This window comes from Myroides odoratimimus (assembly GCF_004337635.1).
Lineage (GTDB): Bacteria > Bacteroidota > Bacteroidia > Flavobacteriales > Flavobacteriaceae > Flavobacterium > Flavobacterium odoratimimum.
On sequence record NZ_CP037427.1, the window covers coordinates 3,169,960 to 3,185,730 of the forward strand.

The following is a 15,771-nucleotide window of genomic DNA, read 5'->3' on the forward strand; positions in this document are numbered from 1 at the left end:
ATTAAATACTTAATGAAACAATTTCTTCAAAGAAAAGACATACAGATTTCAAGCAAGCGATACTTTATCGATGCTATGGGGGCTATGGCCTACGGGTTATTCGCTACTCTACTAGTAGGAACTATTCTAAAGACGATAGGAGAAGAATTTGGTATTTCGTTTTTAAAGGAGGTCGTTTGGCCATTTGCGAACCAGGCGACAGGCCCTGTAATCGCACTAGCCATTGCCTATAGCTTAAGAGCGCCACAACTAGTGTTATTCTCATCTGCAGTGGTAGGTGTAGCAGCGTATCAATTAGGAGGTCCATTAGGTGTGTTTATCGCAACTATTATTGCGGTAGAAATCGGGAAAGCCGTAGCAGGTGAAACAAGGATAGATATAGTGATAACACCAATAGTCACAGTTTTAGTAGGAGTAGCTTTAGCACAATGGATTGGCCCTAGTGTTAATCAGTTGATGCAATGGATTGGACAGGTTATCATCTTTTCTACAGAGGCTAATCCTCTAATCATGGGTATAGTTATCGCTGTGGTAGTGGGTATGGTTCTAACCTTACCGATATCTTCAGCAGCTTTATGCCTGATGTTACAACTAGATGGGCTGGCAGCAGGAGCAGCGACCATAGGTTGTTGTGCTCAAATGATAGGTTTTGCGACTATCAGTTATAAAGATAATGGGCTAAAGGGAGTACTAGCACAGGGTATCGGTACTAGTATGTTACAAGTCCCTAATATTTATAAGAATTGGAAGATATGGATTCCACCAACCTTAGCCTCTGCTATTTTAGGTCCAATAGCTATTTTGTTCTTTGATATGCAAAATACGGCATTAGAATCAGGTATGGGAAGCTGTGGATTAGTCGGTCAGATAGGAACCTTTAATGCGATGAAAGAAGCCTACTCTACTTCCTATATTATATTGGCTATACTAGGTTTACAGATTATATTACCTATGATTTTGTCATACCTAATCTACTATATCATGAAAAAGAAACAGTGGATAAAAGATGGTGATATGAAAATATTTTAATCTAAGAATAATGTACTATACACAAGGAGAATACCATCTACCTCTACTCTATTTTGTGTAGGAAAGTAAATATATAAAGAAGCTGCTTCAATAGATCTATTGAAGCAGCTTCTTTCGTATAAATATCATATTATCTCAAGTCTCAATATAAATTAATAAATACCTAGACTATCTTCTATTATTAATTTAATCGTTCATTTTGTTCTTTTGAAATTACATTCTTTATTCTCTTATTTCCTAATGTATATCTCATACTTATAAAATAGCTCTTAAAATATTCTTGCTTTTTATTAAAGCTATAAGCAGAATTACTAAACCTCATATTAGTATCTGGCTTCAATAAGTCATACGCTCCGATACTTACGTAAAAATCATTAAACGATCTTCCTAAATCAAGGTTAAGAGAGTGTTGAGCATTCACTTTACCGAATATATCCTCGAAGCCATTGTCATAACCGTAAGTTAAGGTTAAAACAGTGTTCTTTTTCTTGTCAAAAAACAGGTTGTTTTTAATGTTGAAATAAAAGTTTGTATTGTCAATTTTTACTGGAATATTATTATACTCTCCTCTAACTTTATACATCTCTAAAGACATACTAAACGAAAAACTCCAATGGTTCTTAAAGAGATTCTTATTAAAATAGAAATTACCTCCTATTTTAGCCCCTAAATAAGCTGGAGTGAAATTAGTAAATTAATTACATAACTTTGGACTTATGAAATACAAGAAATGGAGCTTATCTGAGAAGCTATCAATTTTACAAGAAGCAGAAGAAAATGGGGCAATAGAAACTTGTCGTAAACACAGTTTAAGTACAGGTACTTTCTACTCATGGAAGAAGAAATTCGATTCTCAAGGAGAATCAGGATTAAGACCTGCTGTTTCTGACAAATCAAAAGAACTTAAAAAAGCAGAGCAAGAGAATAAGATTCTTCGTAAACTACTAAGTGATAAAGAAATAGAATTAGAAGTTCAACGTGAACTGTTAAAAAAAAAGTTTGGGACATCCGATCCAAAAAAGATCTGGTAGATTACTTTTATAGTAAATATCAAAAAAGTAAAGCTAAACTAATACATTGGATTGGCTTAAGTGAAAGCACGTACTACTTCAAGGGTTCTGGCAAGTCAAAAGGTAATAAAGCTACTTTATTAACCTATCATAAAACCCAAGGTTGGGTTAACGAACAAACTGTTGTAGAGTCAATTAAAGAGCTTTTAAAGGGTGATTTTATGGATTGTGGTTACCGTATGATGAGCGAGTATCTTAAACGCGAAGGGTACACTATTAACCATAAAAAAGTATTTCGTATCATGAAAAGCGCCAAACTTTTACAAACTCGTATAACTAGAGATCATTCGAATAAGAAGTACGTTAAGCATCGTAAAGTAAAGACTACAAGACCCTTAGAGTGTATTGAAATGGACATTAAGATGGTATGGATACCACAAAAAGGTAAAAATGCTTATTTACTTTCTGTAATTGATGTACACAGTCGTAGAATATTAAAAGACTACTTCAGCTTTAATATTAAGCAGAAGCAGGTAATAGAATTATTGTCAGGGCTTTTTGAAGAGTTAGATTACCCTAAAAATGTGGTTATTAGATCGGATAATGGTAGTCAATTTATTGCCAAGAATGTAAGAGAATATCTTTCCTTAGTAGGTGTATCACAAGAATTTACACACGTAGCAACACCAGAGGAAAATGCCCACATAGAGTATGCACCCGAGCAAGTACATCTTGTGAGATATAATTATTCTTCTACAACGTTTGAGTTTAATGTTTTATAGTTATGAGGATATAAATCTGTAATGTTCTTGTGGTTGATAGATTGAATATTTTCTAGAACATATTTAAGCCATTGGTATGGATTAATATCGTGCTTTTTGCAGTTAGCAAAAAACGTATACGCCATAGCCGCCCTTTGAGCTGCATCGTGTGATCCTGCAAAGAGATAGTTTTTACGTCCAATAGCTACTGGTCTAATTACATTTTCAATGAGATTATTGTCTATCTGTAAGTTTCCATCATATAAGTACGCACTAAGATTATCCCATCTAGTTTGTGAGTAAGCAAAAGCTTTACCTATTTGACTTTTAGGAAGTACGAGTTTCATTTGAACAAACATATATTTACCCAGTTCATTGATGATTGGTAAGCTTTGTTCTAATCGAAGTTCTTTAATTTGCTCTGGGGTTAAGTTTTGTTCTTTTGCTTTTCTTTCTACAGCATATAGTTTTTGTATTTCTACAAGTACATGCTGTGCTTTTGTCTTATCATTGTCAAGAGCTCTTTCAAACTCACGACGAGCGTGTGCCCAACAGCCCAGATGAACTACACCAGACTTAGCTCCATAGGCTTTGTATCCGCTATAACCATCGGTTTGCAGATATCCTTTGAAGTTTTCTAATACAGGTAGTGCAGCGCTACCACTACGTGTGGGACTGTAATTGAACATTACGAGTTTGGATATAGGTGCGTGATACACCCAATAATACCCAAGATGAGATTTATCTTTCTTTTTCTCATCTAAGACTTTGATGGTGGTTTCATCAACTTGAAGATATCCTTCATTTTTGATGTCCAGCAGAAGCTTTTCATATAGTGGTTTTAAAGCATCCATACATTGAGCTGCCCAGCCATCTATAGTAGAAGAAGCTATATCGATATTTTCTCTTGAAAAGCGTTGCTTCTGTCTATATAGCGGAAGGTGATCTACGTATTTGTCAACAAGTATTGTAGATAATAATCCTTCAGAAGGTATTCCTTTATCTATAATTCGCTCTGGAAGCAGTGCAATACTGATTTGCGTATTGTCTTTGTCTTTCGTGGCGTATTTATATCGGATGTAACGTTTTATTTTAAAGTAACCTGGAACATAATCTAAGACATCTGTAGTTTCTTTACCAATGCAAATCTTATCAGATAAATCTCCCTCTGGGTAGATTTCTATTTCTTCTACAGGTAAATGATCGGGTAGTTTAGCTCTTCCTGGATGTTTTTTCTTCTGACGAGAATAAGTGATCTCTTGTTTGATTACTTCTTCTTGTTCTTCCAGGACTGCTTGCTGAACCTCTAAAGGTAACTGTGTTTGATTAGGGTCTTCGAAACGCTCGCGTTTTTGTCCAAATTGCATGCGTCGTAAAAGATCTACTAAGCGTTGGAGTTCTTGCTTTTCTTGTTCTAGCTGAGATGTCTTTTGCTCTAACTTAGATGTCTTTTGCTCTAACTTAGTATTTATTTTGTCTTGTTTGGAAATAGTCTTAGACTGCTTTTTTATAAGCGCCAAAAGTTGTTCTTTCGATAAGTTTTCTAAGTCTATTTCCATGAAGTAAAAATACGTCAAAAGCCCAGAATATACAAGGTTTTAACCTGTTTTACTTCAATAAAAAACGCCTTTTTTGGTTACTTTTGATAACCTGGATTCCCTCTATCATCAGTACTAAATCAGTCCAACTTATTTGAGCTTTACTATGCGTGGGAAAAGCAAAAGTTCCTTGTTCTAAGCGCTTGTGGTATAGTACAAAGCCTCCTGCTTCCCAATGCAAGAGCTTCATTTGATTACAGCGTCTATTGATAAATATATAGACACTTCCACTATGAGCTACTTGATTAAGTTCATTCTGGACAAGTCCACAAAGGCTATCAAAACTCTTGCGCATATCACAAGCTTGTCTATACAAATGAAATTGATTAGAACTACTCAAACTAAACATTACACTAAGTTTACTAATGAATATAGTTCACTAAGATTATCCGTTTGTAGACGTAACTTTACACCATTGGGATATACTATCTCATATTCCTGAGTATTGATGACTTGACCTTTTGTTACAGTTATAAAATTATTGTCTAATTGCGTTGACTCTGACTTTGCCTTATACTTAACCACCCAATAACTAAAGGTTGCTAATTTAATTCCGACACTTTCACAGTATCTTGATTGCGTTAATCCACTTGTTTTCCAATCCTCTACATGAGAGTACATTATTTCTTGTTTGCTCATCTCTTTATTATTTCAAGCAAACTTACTACCTTACGTTAGCTTATGAAATATGGGCTTGGTCGGGTGGATACCACATAGAAGCCTATCACGGTACTTTAAAAAGAGAGGTTTTTACTAAATTTGAATACTTTACTTTTGGACAAATAGAACAAATATTAAAGAAGTACGTAGTATTTTATAATAACAAAAGACTACATGGTTTGCTTGGAAAAATCACTCCAATGGAGAAATGGGAAAAGGACAAACACTTGATTTGTAGCAGAGAAAAAGTAGCCTAAAACATTATACTTTAAAAATTTAAAAATACTCTAGGTTTATAGGGGTCAAAACACCTCCATACCCGTCTCCGTTTCCAAAATTATCTATCGTATTCACAATGACATTATCAATTACAGCATCAAAATTATTAAATAGATTATGGGTCTTCGCATAACCTAATTCTAAATTATAATCATCAAAAAAGGTATAAGTCAAGCCTACAAATGATTTTTTAGTATTTTTAAGGTAAGGGTTATTCACCCTAATTGAATTCGGTGAGTTTATATATATAAACGGATTAAGATTGCTATAAGGAGTACGAGTTATAGAACTAGCAAAATTTAGAGTCAATTGGTGCTCGTCATTTATTCCATACAAAAGGGCTAAAGATGGAAACAAGTTTGAATTACTTATTTTTACAGTTTCAGAATCTGATTTTAAAGTACCTTTTGCTGATAAATATTCATAACGCAAACCAATAAGCAAACCAAAAGATTCTGAAAACAACTTACGGTAATTCGCGAATAAAGCAAAGTAGTCTTCTTTATATTTAAACACATTAGTTTGCCTATCATCAGATACATATTCAACACCATTGTAATTCCCAAAAAAATTGTCACTTTGAATATTACTCTTAGAATAATTAATCCCCGTAGTCAGCTTACTACTATCTTTGAAGTTTTTCTCATAATCTGTCTTAAACTCTATTAACTCAGTAGTATTGTCAGGATTTTGTAGAAACCTCTTTTCTATGTCATTCGCGTAAGAGAACGTATTAAACATATCTCTATTATTCCTAGAATTATAATAGTTAAAATCTGAACTTATATTACTATCTAAAGTATCTAATACAATCTTATGACTCAAATTATAATATACTACATGGTAATTACTTATTTTATCTTTATTTTTTGCAATATTCAAGGAATCTAATTGATTGTTTGTTACATTGTAATAAGAACTAACAATGTCTCTATTGGTTTCGTTATTACTGAACCTAGAGCTAAAACTCATACCTATAGTCTGATTTTTGCTAAGAGTGTAATCAATATTTACATAAGGAGTATAATTTGTTCCTTTTGTAATAGCATTATTTTCTATTTGAGTTTCGTCATTACTTTTAAAGTCAATATAAGAATCATATCTATATGCTTTATTTTTAGAATTTTCTAATTTGACTCCAGAAGTGACTGCCCATTTATTTTTAGAGAAAGCAAGGTATGCTGAACCGTCTTGTGTATTATAGAATGATTGTGTAGACTTAGCATTTAAAACTACTTTAAAAGGCTGTTCCTTTGTTTTGTTTACAATCACATTGATGATTCCATTATCACCAGCCCTATAACTACTCCCAGGATTCTCTATCACTTCAATTTTCTTTATATCTACTGCAGGGATAGACTGTAACATACTCAACGCAACATCATTCCCTCCTACATTTCGACCATTGATCAGAATCGATACGCTCTTGCTATTTTTAATTTTAACTGATTTACCATCTGGAGCAACATTTACAATAGGAACAGTATTTAGAAACTCTAATGTTGATTTATTTTTAGCTAATATTGAATTAGAAATATTGGTCACTTCATATTTATCGAAGTTCTTTTTCATTTTAAGCTTCGACTCTATCATTATTTCTTTCAATTCAGTTCCATAGTCGATTCTAATCACCCCTAAATCAACATTCTCTTTTAAGTTAATTTCTTTTTCAAAGAGTTCATTACCTAAATAGGCTATTTTAAATAGGTATTCCCCTTGTTCTTCCTCTATTTGAAAGAATCCATTCTCATCAGAAATATCAGATTTTAATAGCTTCCCCTCTTTAGTTAATAATAATACTGTTGCAAATTCAATAGAATTACTGTCTGTGGTAAGAACTTGTCCTTTTATTTTAGTTTGTGAAAACAAAAAGAAAGGTGATAAAAAAAGAAAGAACAATAATGTGTTTTTCAAAATCATTTTACGACCACTCATATCAGAGTAGATTTTTTGAACCATATTTACTTCTTCAATCCTATACCTATAGCATTCTGAAAAGTTTCTTTCTTGTCTAATATTTCGTTTTTCTCCTAAACCTAGCTTATTCATTAGTTCTTTTTTTCTAATCACACACTCTTTTTTATTACACCTATTTTTAAATACAAAATTCTTATAAAATAAGAAATAAACACACTTATTTAATCAAATAAATATAAAACATTTAAACATCAAATATATACAGCTTTTTTTATTAGCATAATTTTATCATTATTAAAATAACTATCCTCTCGTTATTATATTCTTGTATACAATCAAAAGAGATTTTATCTAACAAAAAGTAATTCTTCTCTCTTATATACTTAGGAATAGTTATCACTGAAATAATCCGAGGAATTTATCCAATAGTTATTACTACTGACCACTTAAATTATTCAACAAAAAGCACTTCAAAAAGTCTCCTTTTATGCTTTTTTTGTATATTCGACGAATGCAAAAGAATTGTCAAAAAGAATTTTCACCACTATACTCTAAAGATAATGTACTGCTTACCTGGGTCTTCAATATTTCTGGAGGTGCGCTGCTAGTGAGCTTATTTATCTTACTTGCTTTATTGCCCTTATTGGTATCAACACAGATCAAGACATTGGTCATTATAGGTCTATTCTACTACCCTATATGGGCTATAGTATTATATCGCTTTTATCGTTATATAAAAAGTAAAATGGCTGTAGCCATAAGAAATATAAAAATAGATGATCAAGGTATCCACTTTTCTAAAAAAGATGGAAGTACTGCTGAAATTCTTTATGATCAATTAGGGCATTCTTACCGTTCAGAGTACTATGACGTATACTTAGTACCTATAAATAAGACATGGAGGCTAGCTGTAGGAATAGACGGCGTTCAAACTGAAGTTGTATTTGACGGCGCAGATGTTGGGAGCGTATATCAAATCAAAAATGCAAGAGCGTTAAGAGCAAAGTTTATAGAAGGTATTGTCCGCTTTAGACCTGATTTAAAAATAGACCCTTCTGTATTTAAAGAGTTCAGTATTCATCCTCAAGACTTCACCTTTGATGGAAAAAGATATATGAAGCATATAGGACAAGGAGTACTTATCATAAGTGGTATCCTAGTAGTCAGTGTATTGCTTGGGCTGCTTATTATTAAATTGTCTTAGTTATTCGAAATAAAACAGATAAAAACTACAAATTTAATCTTAGAAAGCCTGAACTCTAGCGGATATACACAATGAAGAAAATAGTTTAGTTTATATTATAACACTTAATAACAAAGCCTAATTACGCATTTCTCGTAATTAGGCTTTGTTGTTTTACTCTATTTTTTTATACCATAGAGCAATATTCGCTTAAATGCATATAAAGCAGGTAACTGTTGAAAAGCATCAGCTATTTTTTCTTTAAATGCTTTGATAAATAAAACTTTCTCTTCTTCATCTAATCTTTCTAGATACGGAATCAAGGCTGAACCAGCAATAAATTCATATAAAGTATCGTAATCCTCTGCTATAATAGGATAAACACGTTGAGAGATGTGAAGCTCACTTAATCCTCCATCAAACATAATCTGTGCATACTGATCTAAAGTTAAAACAGGAGGTCTTCTGTTCCATCCTTTTAATTGCGCTTTATAGGGCTGTTGATCTGCCAAATCATAGAGCAGTTTATTTAGTATGTTTTCAGCCTGACAAGGCATTTGTACAGCAAACTGTCCTCCTGCATTTACCTTAGAAATAAGATGAGGAAATAACTCTTCATGATTATCTGACCACTGTAAAGCAGCATTGCTAAAAATCAAGTCCCAAAACTCATCTGCTGAGGTAAATTCTTCTATCGTCTGATGTTTAAATACTAATCTATCTGACTCTAATGGATGGGCTTTCTCTAGCATTTCTAAAGAGGAGTCAATCCCTGTAAACGTAACATGTTTAAACTTGTCTACTAATAAGGCTGTCTGCTCTCCTGTACCACATCCTAAATCAACTGCTTTCATCGATTTAGTTTCTTGAATCATAGTACTTAAATCAAAAAATGGTAAAAAACGAACGTCTTTAAACTTGTTGTATACTGTTGGATCCCAAGGCATATTCTATGTTTTTAAATTGAATATAAAGTTATGAACTCTACACAAAAATAACGGTTACAATATGCTAAAAACAAGGAGGACTTTTTGCGACATTTGTAAAAATAACAGCAATAAATAAGAAATTAATACTAACACAAACAAGGTGTTTCTTCATTCTTCTAATCTTTCAATATCAAAAGATCTCCTATAAAAACATATGCTATGCAATATCCTTTTGATAGTAATTCCATCCCATAAACACTTAGCTTTTATGTTTTTTAAAGCTAAAATAGATAAACACTGCACTGATAAACATCAATAGCGATGCTAATAAAAATGGAGCTCCCGAAAACTCAAAAGGTGCACTCTCGTGAGTGAAATAATAGAATAAGTTAGTCATAACAGGTGGGCCTATTATAGAAGTAACACTCACTAAACTTGTTAAGGCTCCTTGTAATTCACCTTGTTGATCAGAAGGTACACTTTTACTAATTAAGGCTTGAAGGGAAGGACCACAAATACCCCCTAAAGAATACGGTATTAAAAAGACTAACATCATCCATCCTTGATTTGCAAAAGCAAATAATAGAAGCCCTAATGCATAAAATAAAAGTCCTAAATAGATACTTTTTTGCTCTCCTAATTTAGGCGCACTCCATCGTATCCACCCGAGTAACGACATATTTCATAACCTAATGAAAGATAGTAAGTTTGTCTCAAATAATAAAGAGATGAGCAAACAAGAAATGATGTACTCTCATGTAGAGGATTACAAAGCAAGTGGATTAACCCAATCAAGATACTGTGAAAGCGTCGGAATTAAATTAGCAACATTTAGTTATTGGGTAATAAAGTATAAGAATGAAAATATTCAAAATTCATCGAGTAACTTTATCACTATAAATAAAGAGCATATTACTGAGAGCAAAGAATACGATATTATCTATCCTAATGGAGTGAAACTTCGTGTAGAAACGAAAGATTTAAATGAACTCTATTCATTAGTGAACCTTGTCTAATGTTTAGTCTGAGTAGTAGTCACCAATTCCATTTATATAAATCAGCTTGTGATATGCGTAAGAGTTTTGATAGTCTGTGTGGCATTGTTCAAAACGAGCTTAATCAAGTAGCTCACAATGGCAGTGTGTATGTTTTTATCAATCGTCGAGGTAATCAGATGAAACTTCTGCACTGGGAAACAGGAGGTTTTGTGTTATATCACAAGCGATTAGAACAAGGTACTTTTGCCTTTCCATCTCATAACAAGTCACAGATAAGTTGGAGTGATTTAGTACTTATGATAGAGGGAATTCAAGTGATAAAAAGTAGTCAAAAAAGACGATTTTCTATGAAGTAAAACCGTCTTAATTCTTGTATAAACAAGGCTTTTGACGTATATTTACTTCATGGAAATAGACTTAGAAAACTTATCGAAACAAGAACTTTTGGCACTTTTAACCAAAGCTCAAAAGACTATTTCCAAGCAAGAGAAAGTAAATACTAAGTTAGAAAAGAAAGCTACTAAGTTAGAAGAAAAGACCTCTAAACTAGAAGAAAAAAATACGGTACTGGAATATCGAGTAAAGCTACTTGAACGCATGAAGTTTGGTCAAAGCCGAGAACGTTTTGAGGATCCTAATCAAACTCAGTTACCTTTGGATGTTGAACAAGCAGTCTTAGAGGAACAAGAAGAAGTAATCAAACAAGAGATTACCTACACTCGTGAAAAGAAGAAACATCCAGGACGAGCAAAACTTCCTGATCATTTACCTGTAGAAGAAATAGAAATTCATCCAGAAGGGGATCTATCTGATAAGGTCTGCATTGGTAAAGAAATTACAGATGTGTTAGATTATGTTCCTGGTTACTTTAAAATCAAGCGTTACATCCGATATAAATACGCGACCAAAGACAAAGAAGATACCCAAATTAGTATTGGATTACTCCCAGAGCGAATTATAGATAAAGGAATAGCTTCAGAAGGACTTCTATCAACAATATTAGTTGACAAATACGTAGATCACCTTCCGCTATATAGACAGAAGCAACGCTTTTCAAGAGAAAACATCGATATTGCTTCCTCTACAATAGATGGTTGGGTAGCTCAAAGTATGGATGCTTTAAAACCACTATACCAAAAGTTTATGATGGACATCAAAAACGAAGGTTATCTTCAAGTTGATGAGACAACCATCAAAGTCTTAGATGAAAAAAAGAAAGATAAATCTCATCTTGGGTATTATTGGGTGTATCACGCACCTATATCCAAACTCGTGATGTTTAATTACGGTCCTACTCGTGCTAGTAGTGCTGCACTACCGATATTAGAAAACTTCAAAGGATATCTGCAAACTGATGGTTACGCGGGCTACAAAGCCTATGGAAATAAGTCAGATGTTACACATCTTGGGTGTTGGGCACATGCTCGTCGTGAATTTGAAAGAGCTTTAGACAACGATAAAATAAAAGCTCAGTATATACTTACACAAATACAGAAGCTATATGCTGTGGAACGACAAGCTAAAGAACAAAACTTAACACCTGAACAAATCAAAGAGCTTCGTCTGAAAAAGAGTTTACCAATCATCAACGAACTTGGTAAATATATGTTCGCTCAGATGAAACTTACATTACCTAAAAGTCAAATAGGCAAAGCTTTTGCTTATTCTCAAACAAGATGGGATAACCTAAGTGCGTATTTATACAATGGAAACTTACAAATAGATAACAACCTTGTTGAGAATGCTATCAGACCTGTAGCCCTTGGACGTAAAAACTATCTCTTTGCTGGTTCTCATGATGCTGCACAAAGAGCCGCCATGGCTTATACTTTTTTTGCTAACTGTAAAAAGCATGGCGTGAATCCATACCAGTGGTTAAAGTGGAGAATCCAGTGAAATTGACCACCTAATTCCGTTAAAAGTGATCACTTAATTCCGGTGGAAAGTGACCACCTAATTCCGGTGAAATTGACCACCTAAAAAACCAAGTTAAAACATGTCTAAGTATCTTAGCTAAAATGCAAGAGATATGGCTAATAAAAAGATCGACATGTTACAATTAAAACAACTACTACGTCTATATACTCAAGGAGTAAGTAAACTTCAAATAAGTTCCCAATTAGGTCTTTCACGTAATACTGTTAAGAAATATATTACTCTCTTTACGACTTCAAAATTCACTTATGAAGAGATAAAAGAATTAAATGATACAGATATAGAAGATTTATTTGACACTAAAGAATTGGATTCTGATGAAAAAGAAGCAATCTTGTATAAATATTTCCCTTACTTTACTAAAGAACTACTTAAAACGGGAGTAACAAGACATATCTTGTGGCAAGAGTACCTTTTGAAACATCCTGAAGGTTATCGTTATTCTCAATTTTGCTATCATTTGCGAACTTGGCAGAAAAAAACATCTCCTTCTTTACACATGCAACACAAAGCTGGAGATAAGATGTTTGTTGATTACACAGGGAAAAAGTTGTCTATTATTGATAAATCTACAGGAGAAATAACTTCTGTAGAAGTATTTATTTCTATTCTTGGTTCAAGTAGAATGACTTATGTAGAAGCCAGTCTAACTCAAAATACAGAAGATTTTATATCAAGTCTCACCAATTCCTTACATTTTTATCAAGGAGTCCCACTTGCCATTGTACCTGACAACTTAAAAGCAGCTGTAACTAAAAGTGATAAATACGAACCTAAAATAGCTCATAATCTTCAAGACTTTGCTCTACATTATAACACAACTATTTTACCCGCAAGAAGTTATAAGCCAAAGGATAAAGCCTTAGTAGAGAATGCAGTAAAAACAATCTATACTCGTGTATTTGCTCCTCTTAGAAATAGAGAGTTCTTTAGTTTGCAAGAACTAAATCAAGCAATAGCAGAATTGTTAGAACAGCATAATGAAAAACTACTTTCACGAGAAAGAGTTTCAAGAAAAACGTTGTTTAAAGAAATTGAACAACCTGTTTTACAATCACTACCAGCACACAGGTATGAATTAAAATATGCTATAAAAGCAACTGTTCAAAAAATTAGTCACATCTACCTAAATAAAGATAAACACTACTATAGTGTTCCTTTCCATTATATTGGTAAAAAGGTAAATATTCTTTATAGCAAAGATATTGTTGATATATATCACAATCAAAGACTTATCGCTTCACACAATAGAGAATTAGGAAAGTATCGGTATACTACTGTAAAGGAACATATGCCTTCATCTCACCAATATATCACAGATTGGAATCCTACACAGTTTTTGAAATGGGGACAAGAAATAGGAGAATCTACACAAAAATATTTAGCAATGATATTAGATAAGCGACAGCACCCAGAACAATCATATAAGTCTTGTGCTGGAATTTTAAGCTTAGGTAAACGCTTTTCTAATATTCGATTAGAAAAAGCCTGTACACGGGGTTTAGAATACGAAAGATATAGTTATAAAATGATCAAAAGCATTTTAGAAAAGGGATTAGATGCTATTGAAGAACAACCATTAAACAAAGAAAGAGAAGTTCCTACTCATCAGAATATCAGAGGAGCAGCTTATTATCAATAGAACAATAATATTAAATTATAGAAACATGAATCAAACAACTTTAGAAAAATTAAAGTATTTAAAACTTTATGGAATGCATAGAGCATTCGCATCAACACTACAACTTCCTACTTCGGATTATACAAATGATCAACTTATTGCTTATTTAACTGATAGTGAATATGATGATAGGGAGAACAGAAAGATAGAAAGACTAATAAATACAGCTAAATTTAGATACAAAGCTTATATACAGGATATTAATATAGATTCATCCAGAAATATTGATAGGAATATGATTGATCGATTAGCTGCTTGTCAATTTATAAAACAGCAACAAAACGTATTAATTACTGGTAGTACAGGAGTAGGAAAAAGTTATATTGCTTCTGCAATTGGTTATCAAGCTTGTATGTTAGGATATAAAGTCATGTACTTTAGTATCAATAAACTATTCTCTAAATTAAAGATGGCTAAAGGAGATGGTTCTTTTTCTAAGGAAATAGATCGAATTGAAAAACAAGACCTAATTATATTAGATGATTTTGGATTACAACCCTTAGACAATCTTAAAAGACAAGATTTTATGGAAATTATTGAAGATCGCCATGGTAAGAGATCTACAATTATAGCTTCACAACTTCCCATTGAAACATGGCATGATATAATTGGAGAACAAACTATAGCTGACGCTATTTTAGATAGAATGGTACATAATTCTATTAGAATTGAACTTCATGGGGAGTCTTTAAGAAGTAAAAATACATTAGCAAAAATTCAACAAAACTCTATTAAATAACTATACTTATTTTTTGTATTTTTAACTGAAATATAAAACATGTTTTTGACTTGATTTTAGGTGGTCACTTTCCACCGGAATAACATGGTCACTTTCTCCGGAATCTACAGCAACAGCTCTCAGAACAATCTTCTTGAAGTTTGAGATATACTTTATAGCTGTGTTGTTAGAACACGTTCTAACGGTCTTTAAATAGTGTTCATAGCCAATTACAAACTCATAATTGAGTTCTCTAAACTCTATATCTTCTTTACCATATACATAACGGATATACTCGGCTACGTGAGATCTTGCTGTTACGTATCTTTCATGTGTTCCAATGGCGTACTCTTTAGGCACGAGCTTAAAGATTTCATCGTTGTGCTTTTGGAATTCTTCTAAAACTTTAGCCTTACTAGTTCCTTTACCTTGGATATAATCCATAAGTACAGAAGCAGTAATAGGCTCTTCATTACTTAAAAGTTCTAATTTGTACTTGGTAATCTTAGATACGACTGTATCTAAGATGTAGTTTAGAATTTTAGCATCTTCTTTAGCTCCATTAGCACGACCTGCTTTTTGGTTCCATCTGTTGATATCCCATTTATGACTTAGAGAAGTCTCTTTGCGAATACCATCTACCGTGATTCTTAGGTAAACACCTCTTAAATCACTTTTCTCTCTACTTGGTTTGAGAAAGAAATTAATTGATAACTGTTTTTCTAACATAATTCAACTGTTTTAAATATTAATAAATGTCGAATTAAAACGTTCCAAAAACACAGTTTAAAACTCTCTGGCACCCTTTGGCGTCTAGGTTTGCTCAGTTAAAAGGTGCACATCGCTTCGATGTTTTTTTTGTGCACCGAATCCCGAATCTTTTTAGGTGCACTTTTGAATAAAATGCGATATCCCTAAAAAAGAAAAAACCTATAACTCGTTGTGAATCATAGGTTTTGTGCTTTTTTGATAACTTTTGAATAAGTTATCTTTTATAAATCAGCGGAGAAAGAGGGATTATAACCTATATATTTACAGAATTCATTAGAGTGTTATTTTGCTATATATCAATA

15 protein-coding genes and 3 pseudogenes are annotated in these 15,771 nt (G+C 32.8%); 10 read left to right on the plus strand and 8 right to left on the minus strand.

All coding sequences use genetic code 11. The features are described from left to right. Positions 1–12 precede the first annotated feature (12 nt). Complete coding sequence (locus E0Z07_RS14275) at positions 13–1,029, plus strand: PTS transporter subunit IIC (RefSeq protein ID WP_006260128.1); 1,017 nt, start codon at positions 13–15, stop codon at positions 1,027–1,029. Between the two features lie 181 nt (positions 1,030–1,210). Here E0Z07_RS14275 and E0Z07_RS14280 read toward each other — a convergent pair whose 3' ends face one another. Then, positions 1,211–1,612, minus strand: a complete 402-nt coding sequence (locus E0Z07_RS14280; protein WP_233445984.1) for a hypothetical protein — start codon at positions 1,610–1,612, stop codon at positions 1,211–1,213. Between the two features lie 133 nt (positions 1,613–1,745). Between E0Z07_RS14280 and E0Z07_RS14285 the strand changes: the two genes are divergently transcribed. After that, positions 1,746–2,060, plus strand: coding sequence for a transposase (locus tag E0Z07_RS14285; protein ID WP_016361605.1), 315 nt, complete (start codon positions 1,746–1,748; stop codon positions 2,058–2,060). A 50-nt stretch (positions 2,061–2,110) separates the two neighbouring features. After that, complete coding sequence (locus tag E0Z07_RS14290) at positions 2,111–2,821, plus strand: DDE-type integrase/transposase/recombinase (RefSeq protein ID WP_262711050.1); 711 nt, start codon at positions 2,111–2,113, stop codon at positions 2,819–2,821. Here E0Z07_RS14290 and tnpC (E0Z07_RS14295) read toward each other — a convergent pair. The 3 genes from tnpC (E0Z07_RS14295) to tnpA (E0Z07_RS14305) are packed head-to-tail and all read right to left on the minus strand — an operon-like array spanning position 2,785 to position 5,037. Beyond that, a complete protein-coding gene (gene tnpC, locus E0Z07_RS14295; RefSeq protein WP_058699129.1) occupies positions 2,785–4,359 on the minus strand; it encodes an IS66 family transposase in 1,575 nt (524 codons plus the stop codon). The genes E0Z07_RS14290 and tnpC (E0Z07_RS14295) overlap by 37 nt on opposite strands. 49 nt (positions 4,360–4,408) lie before the next feature. After that, on the minus strand, positions 4,409–4,747 hold the full coding sequence (gene tnpB, locus E0Z07_RS14300; protein ID WP_081048718.1) for an IS66 family insertion sequence element accessory protein TnpB: 339 nt from the start codon (positions 4,745–4,747) through the stop codon (positions 4,409–4,411). Beyond that, complete coding sequence (tnpA, locus tag E0Z07_RS14305; RefSeq protein WP_058699130.1) at positions 4,747–5,037, minus strand: IS66 family insertion sequence element accessory protein TnpA; 291 nt, start codon at positions 5,035–5,037, stop codon at positions 4,747–4,749. Before tnpA (E0Z07_RS14305) ends, tnpB (E0Z07_RS14300) begins: the two co-directional genes overlap by 1 nt. Here tnpA (E0Z07_RS14305) and E0Z07_RS18295 point away from each other — a divergent pair. Then, the gene (locus E0Z07_RS18295; protein WP_233445985.1) at positions 4,989–5,315 is read left to right on the plus strand and encodes an IS3 family transposase; all 327 of its coding nucleotides are present in this window, start codon (positions 4,989–4,991) and stop codon (positions 5,313–5,315) included. The genes tnpA (E0Z07_RS14305) and E0Z07_RS18295 overlap by 49 nt on opposite strands. 19 nt (positions 5,316–5,334) lie before the next feature. On the opposite strand, the gene E0Z07_RS14315 is transcribed toward E0Z07_RS18295, so the two are convergent. Beyond that, positions 5,335–7,386, minus strand: coding sequence for a TonB-dependent receptor domain-containing protein (locus E0Z07_RS14315; RefSeq protein WP_233445986.1), 2,052 nt, complete (start codon positions 7,384–7,386; stop codon positions 5,335–5,337). 355 nt (positions 7,387–7,741) lie between these two features. Here E0Z07_RS14315 and E0Z07_RS14320 point away from each other — a divergent pair, with 355 nt between their 5' ends. Continuing rightward, on the plus strand, positions 7,742–8,458 hold the full coding sequence (locus tag E0Z07_RS14320) for a hypothetical protein (protein WP_131540867.1): 717 nt from the start codon (positions 7,742–7,744) through the stop codon (positions 8,456–8,458). A gap of 158 nt (positions 8,459–8,616) precedes the next feature. Here the strand turns inward: E0Z07_RS14320 and E0Z07_RS14325 are convergent, their stop codons facing one another. Further along, on the minus strand, positions 8,617–9,384 hold the full coding sequence (locus tag E0Z07_RS14325) for a methyltransferase domain-containing protein (protein ID WP_016649335.1): 768 nt from the start codon (positions 9,382–9,384) through the stop codon (positions 8,617–8,619). 241 nt (positions 9,385–9,625) lie between these two features. Then, positions 9,626–10,027, minus strand: a pseudogene (locus tag E0Z07_RS14330) (MFS transporter); the annotation flags it as partial. A 67-nt stretch (positions 10,028–10,094) separates the two neighbouring features. Between E0Z07_RS14330 and tnpA (E0Z07_RS14335) the strand changes: the two are divergent. The 5 genes and pseudogenes from tnpA (E0Z07_RS14335) to istB all read left to right on the plus strand — a co-directional run bounded on the left by tnpA (E0Z07_RS14335) (position 10,095) and on the right by istB (position 14,719). Next, positions 10,095–10,382 (plus strand): IS66 family insertion sequence element accessory protein TnpA, encoded by a 288-nt coding sequence (gene tnpA / locus E0Z07_RS14335; protein ID WP_131540868.1) that lies wholly within the window; start codon positions 10,095–10,097, stop codon positions 10,380–10,382. Further along, positions 10,382–10,720, plus strand: a complete 339-nt coding sequence (gene tnpB / locus E0Z07_RS14340; protein ID WP_115660758.1) for an IS66 family insertion sequence element accessory protein TnpB — start codon at positions 10,382–10,384, stop codon at positions 10,718–10,720. The genes tnpA (E0Z07_RS14335) and tnpB (E0Z07_RS14340) overlap by 1 nt, the downstream gene beginning before the upstream one ends. Before the next feature lie 49 nt (positions 10,721–10,769). Beyond that, positions 10,770–12,257, plus strand: a pseudogene (gene tnpC / locus E0Z07_RS14345) (IS66 family transposase); the annotation flags it as partial. A 136-nt stretch (positions 12,258–12,393) separates the two neighbouring features. Then, on the plus strand, positions 12,394–13,941 hold the full coding sequence (istA, locus tag E0Z07_RS14350; protein ID WP_006260108.1) for an IS21 family transposase: 1,548 nt from the start codon (positions 12,394–12,396) through the stop codon (positions 13,939–13,941). A gap of 25 nt (positions 13,942–13,966) precedes the next feature. Next, positions 13,967–14,719, plus strand: a complete 753-nt coding sequence (gene istB / locus E0Z07_RS14355) for an IS21-like element helper ATPase IstB (protein WP_006260107.1) — start codon at positions 13,967–13,969, stop codon at positions 14,717–14,719. A gap of 108 nt (positions 14,720–14,827) precedes the next feature. On the opposite strand, the pseudogene E0Z07_RS14360 reads toward istB, so the two are convergent. Then, a pseudogene (locus tag E0Z07_RS14360) lies at positions 14,828–15,427 on the minus strand (phage integrase SAM-like domain and Arm DNA-binding domain-containing protein); the annotation flags it as partial. Positions 15,428–15,771: the final 344 nt, after the last annotated feature.

What these genes read in the sequence shown, in the direction of transcription:
- E0Z07_RS14275 (WP_006260128.1), top strand. Translation starts at nt 13, where the DNA reads ATGAAACAATTTCTTCAAAGAAAAGACATACAGATTTCAAGCAAGCGA.
- E0Z07_RS14280 (WP_233445984.1), bottom strand. Translation starts at nt 1,612, where the DNA reads ATGTATAAAGTTAGAGGAGAGTATAATAATATTCCAGTAAAAATTGAC.
- E0Z07_RS14285 (WP_016361605.1), top strand. Translation starts at nt 1,746, where the DNA reads ATGAAATACAAGAAATGGAGCTTATCTGAGAAGCTATCAATTTTACAA.
- tnpC (WP_058699129.1), bottom strand. Translation starts at nt 4,359, where the DNA reads ATGGAAATAGACTTAGAAAACTTATCGAAAGAACAACTTTTGGCGCTT.
- tnpB (WP_081048718.1), bottom strand. Translation starts at nt 4,747, where the DNA reads ATGTTTAGTTTGAGTAGTTCTAATCAATTTCATTTGTATAGACAAGCT.
- tnpA (WP_058699130.1), bottom strand. Translation starts at nt 5,037, where the DNA reads ATGAGCAAACAAGAAATAATGTACTCTCATGTAGAGGATTGGAAAACA.
- E0Z07_RS14315 (WP_233445986.1), bottom strand. Translation starts at nt 7,386, where the DNA reads ATGAATAAGCTAGGTTTAGGAGAAAAACGAAATATTAGACAAGAAAGA.
- E0Z07_RS14320 (WP_131540867.1), top strand. Translation starts at nt 7,742, where the DNA reads ATGCTTTTTTTGTATATTCGACGAATGCAAAAGAATTGTCAAAAAGAA.
- E0Z07_RS14325 (WP_016649335.1), bottom strand. Translation starts at nt 9,384, where the DNA reads ATGCCTTGGGATCCAACAGTATACAACAAGTTTAAAGACGTTCGTTTT.
- tnpA (WP_131540868.1), top strand. Translation starts at nt 10,095, where the DNA reads ATGAGCAAACAAGAAATGATGTACTCTCATGTAGAGGATTACAAAGCA.
- tnpB (WP_115660758.1), top strand. Translation starts at nt 10,382, where the DNA reads ATGTTTAGTCTGAGTAGTAGTCACCAATTCCATTTATATAAATCAGCT.
- istA (WP_006260108.1), top strand. Translation starts at nt 12,394, where the DNA reads ATGGCTAATAAAAAGATCGACATGTTACAATTAAAACAACTACTACGT.
- istB (WP_006260107.1), top strand. Translation starts at nt 13,967, where the DNA reads ATGAATCAAACAACTTTAGAAAAATTAAAGTATTTAAAACTTTATGGA.